This window comes from Streptomyces sp. NPDC058375 (genome assembly GCF_042723425.1).
Taxonomy (GTDB): Bacteria; Actinomycetota; Actinomycetes; order Streptomycetales; family Streptomycetaceae; genus Streptomyces; species Streptomyces durocortorensis.
The window spans coordinates 1-4,506 of the sequence record NZ_JBHXJG010000391.1 but is presented as its reverse complement, the minus strand read 5'-3'; the positions used below and the strand labels follow the sequence as shown (position 1 = coordinate 4,506).

The window sequence follows — 4,506 nt, the reverse complement described above, 5'->3', positions numbered from 1 at the left end:
GTGCAGGCGGCCCCGGCAGAAGGCGGCGAGGGAGTCGGCGTCCCGGATCCGCCCTTCGGCGACGGCCGGTTCGGCGCCACCGGAGTGGGCGTGGCCGCCGGCGGGGAACCGGCCGTCGGCGAGGACGAGGAGAGCTGCGCGTGACATGGATCGGACCCGTCGGCTCAGAAGAGGAAGTAGCGCTGGGCCATGGGCAGTTCCGCCGCCGGGGCCGGTTCGACCGGGTCGCCGTCGATGGTGACGGCGAAGCTGTCGGGGTCGACCTCGACCCGCGGGACGGCGTCGTTCTCCCGCATGTCCGCCTTGGTGACCCCCCGGGTGCTGGTGATCGGCACGAACCGCTTGTCCAGGGCGAGCCGTTCGGGCAGCCCGTCCTCGATCGCGGCGGCGGAGACGAAGTTGAACGAGCCGCGCGCGGCCGCCCGGCCCAGTGCGCCGAACATCGGCCGGGGCATCACCGGCTGGGGCGTCGGGATGGAGGCGTTGGCGTCGCCCATCTGCGCGTACGCGATCTGGCCGCCCTTGATGACGGTCTGCGGCTTCACACCGAAGAACGCCGGATCCCAGAGCACGAGGTCGGCGAGCTTGCCGGTCTCCACGGAGCCGATCTCCCGGTCGAGGCCTTGGGCCACCGCCGGGTTGATGGTGTATTTGGCGACATAGCGACGGACCCGGTGGTTGTCGGCCCGGCCGTCCCCGGGCAGGGCTCCGCGCCGCTTCTTCATCACGTGGGCGGTCTGCCAGGTCCGCAGGATCACCTCTCCGATGCGCCCCATGGCCTGGGAGTCCGAGGAGATGATCGAGATGGCGCCGAGGTCGTGGAGGATGTCCTCGGCCGCGATGGTGGAGGGCCGGATCCGGGACTCGGCGAACGCCAGGTCCTCGGGGACGGCGGGGTTGAGGTGATGGCAGACCATCAGCATGTCGAGGTGTTCCTCGATGGTGTTGACGGTGTGCGGCCGGGTCGGGTTGGTCGAGCTGGGCAGGACGTACGGCTCGGAGACCACGCTGATGATGTCGGGCGCGTGCCCGCCGCCCGCCCCCTCGGTGTGGTATGCGTGGATCGTGCGGCCGGCGATGGCGGCGAGGGTGTCGGCGACGAACCCGGCCTCGTTGAGGGTGTCCGTGTGGATGGCGAGCTGCGCGCCGGTCTGCTCGCAGACGGTGAGGCAGGCGTCGATGACGGCGGGGGTCGCGCCCCAGTCCTCGTGGATCTTGAATCCCAGCGCTCCGCCGCGCAGTTGGGAGTGCATGGCCTCCTGCGACATCGTGTTGCCCTTGCCGAGCAGCCCGATGTTGACCGGGAAGGTCTCCAGCGCCTCGAACATCCGGGCCAGGTGCCAGGGTCCGGGGGTGATGGTGGTGGCCTTGGTGCCTTCGGCGGGACCGGTGCCGCCGCCGACGAGGGTGGTGATGCCGCTGGAGAGCGCCTGATCGATCAGGGTGGGCGAGATGAAGTGGACGTGGGCGTCGACCGCTCCGGCCGTGAGCAGCTTCCCGTTGCCCGCGATGACCTCGGTCTCCGGCCCGATCACCAGGTCGGGGTGGACGCCGTCCATGGTGTCCGGGTTGCCGGCCTTGCCGATACCGGTGATCCGGCCGTCCCGGATGCCGATGTCGGCCTTGACGATGCCCCAGTGGTCGATGACGACGGCCCCGGTGATGACGGTGTCGGGCGCGCCCTCGGCCCGGGTGGTGCGGGCCTGGCCCATCGACTCCCGGATCACCTTGCCGCCGCCGAACACCGCCTCGTCGCCTGCGTGTCCGGGACCGCCGGAGCGGTCCTCCTCGATCTCCACGAGCAGATCGGTGTCGGCGAGCCGGATCCGGTCGCCGGTCGTGGGCCCGAACAGGTCGGCGTACACGGCTCGTTCGAGTTCAGGCATCGAGGGCACCTCCGGTTTCGCCGCGCAGGCCGGGGACGACGCGGCGGCCGGTGAGGGGGACGAGTTCGACGTCGGCGGGGATGCCGGGTTCGAAGCGGACCGCCGTACCGGCCGCGATGTTCAGCCGCAGGCCGCGGGCGGCGGCACGGTCGAAGCGCAGCCCGGGGTTGGCCTCGGCGAAGTGGTAGTGGGAACCGACCTGGACGGGGCGGTCGGCGGCGTTGAGGACGGTGAGGCGGGTGACCGCCCGCCCCTCGTTGAGGGGGATGCCCCCGTTCCCGTACAGGATCTCTCCGGGAATCATCGGCGCTCCCCCGTCAGACGATCGGGTCGTGGACGGTGACGAGCTTGGTGCCGTCGGGAAAGGTGGCCTCGACCTGGACGTCGTGGAGCATCTCGGGGATGCCCTCCATGACGTCGTCCCGGGTGAGCACCTTCCGCCCCGACGCCATGAGTTCGGCGACGGTACGGCCGTCCCGGGCGCCTTCCAGCAGATGGGCGGTGATCAGGGCGACGGCCTCGGGGTGATTGAGCCGCAGCCCGCGTGCACGGCGCTTCTCCGCCACGTCGGCGGCCACATGGATGAGCAGACGTTCCTGCTCGTGCGGGGTCAGTTGCACGCTTCCACCTCATCGTCTTCCGCCCGGCTCCGGCTCCGGACGCAGCGGGACCATATCCCCGTTCAACAACTCGTTGAACGGGAACGGCACTCTCGCGACCAGGCATTGCACGTTAGAGCGGAAGTTTTTCCATTGCGTTAACTGATCTTTTGCGGGGTGATGGACATCAGACCGCACAACCCGTTCTCCAGCACCTCGGTGCGTACGTCCCCGAAGAGCGCTTCCTGCACGATGAAGCCCTGCGCCGTCGCGATCATCGTTCGCGCCACATGGTCGCCGGGCACGTCGCTGCTCAGTATCCCGGCGGAGCGGTAGGCGTCGACGAGCTTCCCCCAGGCGACGCGCATGGTCGCGTAACCCTCGTCGAGGAGTGCGGCGAGCCGTTCGTCACGCAGCGTCTCGGACCAGAGCTGGACCACGAGCGCGGCGAAGACACGGCGCTCCAGTCCGTGCACCTGACCCGCGAGCACCCCGCCTAGCACCCGGCTGAGCAGCGCGTCCGGGGTGGGGGGCGGCGTCATGCGGGCGGCCTCCTCGAACGCGCCGCGAATGACGGCGAAGGTCTCCTCGGTGATGGCCGCGATGATGTCCTCCTTGCCGGCGAAGTAGCGGTAGACCGCTCCGGCGGACAGTCCCACCTCCTTGAGGACGTCCTGCATGGACGTGGCGTGGAATCCGTTGCGGGCGAAGCAGCGCGCCGCACCGTCGAGGATCTGACGGCGGCGGGCGTCGAGGTGTTCCTGGGATACGCGGGCCATGGCCTCAACCTAAAACGAACATTCCTTCTTGACAATCGTCCGAGGCGTGCCGACAGTGGGAGCGAGACGTAAAACGAACGATCCTTCTCTTTGACTTTCTGCCCGTCGCGCGAATCGAGGCCCCTCATGTCCACCGCACCCAACCGCCGCGCGGTGGCGGTGATCCTGCTGGTCCCCCTGACGGTGCCCCTCGCCCTCTGGTCCTTTGCCTGGCCCGCCGCCCGGATCGCGCCGCGCGACCTCCCGGTCGGAGTGGCGGGCGCGGCGCCGGGCGCCCAACAGCTGGAGCAGCGGTTCGAGGAGCGCGGCGGCGCCTTCGAGGTGCACCGCTACGACGACGAGGCCGCCGCCCGTACCGCGATCGAGGACCGGGTCGTATACGGAGCCGTCGTCGCCACCCCGCAGGGGCCGCACCTGCTCACCGCGTCGGCGGCGAGCCCCGTCGTCTCGCAGCTGCTGCGTGACGCGGTGACCGCGTCCGTTCCGCAGGGCACTCCGGTCGAGGTCACCGATGTGGTGGCCGCGCCGCCCGGCGACCCCCGCGGCAGCGCACTCGGAGCGAGCGTCCTGCCGCTGGCCCTGGCGGGCATGGCGGCCGGAGCCGTCGTCACCCTGATGGGGCTGCGCGGGGTGCGCGGCGCGTTGACCCTGCTCGCGGCGGCCGCACTGGTGGGGCTCGCCGCCACGGCCGTGACGCACAGCTGGCTCGGCGTGATCACGGGCGACTGGTGGACGGAGGCGGGCGTGCTCGCGCTCACCGTGCTGTCCATCGGTTCGGCGGTGGCGGGGCTCGCCGCCCTGTTCGGGACGCGCGGCATCGGACTCGGCGCACTGCTGATGGTCCTGCTGGGCAATTCCTTCTCCGGCGTCACCAGCGCACCGCAGCTGCTGCCCGAGCCCGTCGGGGCGATCGGCCAGTGGCTTCCGCCGGGCGCGGGCGGCTCCCTGCTTCGCTCGGTCGCCTTCTTCGACGGGAGCGCGGCGGGCGGGGCCGTACTGACGCTCTCGCTGTGGTCGGCGCTCGGACTGGCGGCCGCGCTGCTCGCCCGGCGCGCACCGAAGCCCGTCGAGCCGGTGCCCGCCGAGCCCGCTCGGGAGCCGGCCCCGACCGGCTGAGCACCGGAACCGTACGGCTCCAGCCGGACCCGGAAGCGTACGGGCCAACCCAGGCCCCGGAACCGTACGAGCCGAGCCGGGCCCCGCGGAAGCGCACGAGCCGAGCCGGGTGCCCCTCCTTCGGGA

The 4,506-nt window shown here is 71.2% G+C and carries 5 protein-coding genes and 1 pseudogene; 1 reads left to right on the top strand and 5 read right to left on the bottom strand.

Going from position 1 to position 4,506, the window contains the following annotated elements:
* The 5 genes and pseudogenes from ACFWM7_RS33885 to ACFWM7_RS33865 form a co-directional block, all read right to left on the bottom strand.
* Positions 1-168, bottom strand: a pseudogene (locus ACFWM7_RS33885) (urease accessory protein UreF); the annotation flags it as partial.
* Entirely contained in the window at positions 165-1,886 is a 1,722-nt protein-coding gene (locus tag ACFWM7_RS33880) for an urease subunit alpha (protein WP_383268227.1), read from the bottom strand. The pseudogene ACFWM7_RS33885 and the gene ACFWM7_RS33880, both read right to left, overlap by 4 nt.
* Complete coding sequence (locus ACFWM7_RS33875; protein WP_383268224.1) at positions 1,879-2,190, bottom strand: urease subunit beta; 312 nt, start codon at positions 2,188-2,190, stop codon at positions 1,879-1,881. The genes ACFWM7_RS33880 and ACFWM7_RS33875 overlap by 8 nt, the downstream gene beginning before the upstream one ends.
* 13 nt (positions 2,191-2,203) lie before the next feature.
* Positions 2,204-2,506: an urease subunit gamma gene (locus tag ACFWM7_RS33870; protein ID WP_050357661.1), complete on the bottom strand. Its 303-nt coding sequence runs from the start codon at positions 2,504-2,506 to the stop codon at positions 2,204-2,206.
* Positions 2,507-2,643: 137 nt separating this feature from the next.
* The gene (locus tag ACFWM7_RS33865; protein WP_383268221.1) at positions 2,644-3,264 is read right to left on the bottom strand and encodes a TetR/AcrR family transcriptional regulator; all 621 of its coding nucleotides are present in this window, start codon (positions 3,262-3,264) and stop codon (positions 2,644-2,646) included.
* Positions 3,265-3,390: 126 nt separating this feature from the next.
* On the opposite strand from ACFWM7_RS33865, the gene ACFWM7_RS33860 reads away from it, so the two are divergent.
* Positions 3,391-4,380, top strand: coding sequence for an ABC transporter permease (locus ACFWM7_RS33860; protein WP_383268218.1), 990 nt, complete (start codon positions 3,391-3,393; stop codon positions 4,378-4,380).
* Positions 4,381-4,506 lie beyond the last annotated feature (126 nt).

Bases quoted from the DNA above. Each gene is read 5' to 3' on its own strand.
- ACFWM7_RS33865 (WP_383268221.1), bottom strand. From the start codon at position 3,264: ATGGCCCGCGTATCCCAGGAACACCTCGACGCCCGCCGCCGTCAGATC.
- ACFWM7_RS33875 (WP_383268224.1), bottom strand. From the start codon at position 2,190: ATGATTCCCGGAGAGATCCTGTACGGGAACGGGGGCATCCCCCTCAAC.
- ACFWM7_RS33880 (WP_383268227.1), bottom strand. From the start codon at position 1,886: ATGCCTGAACTCGAACGAGCCGTGTACGCCGACCTGTTCGGGCCCACG.
- ACFWM7_RS33860 (WP_383268218.1), top strand. From the start codon at position 3,391: ATGTCCACCGCACCCAACCGCCGCGCGGTGGCGGTGATCCTGCTGGTC.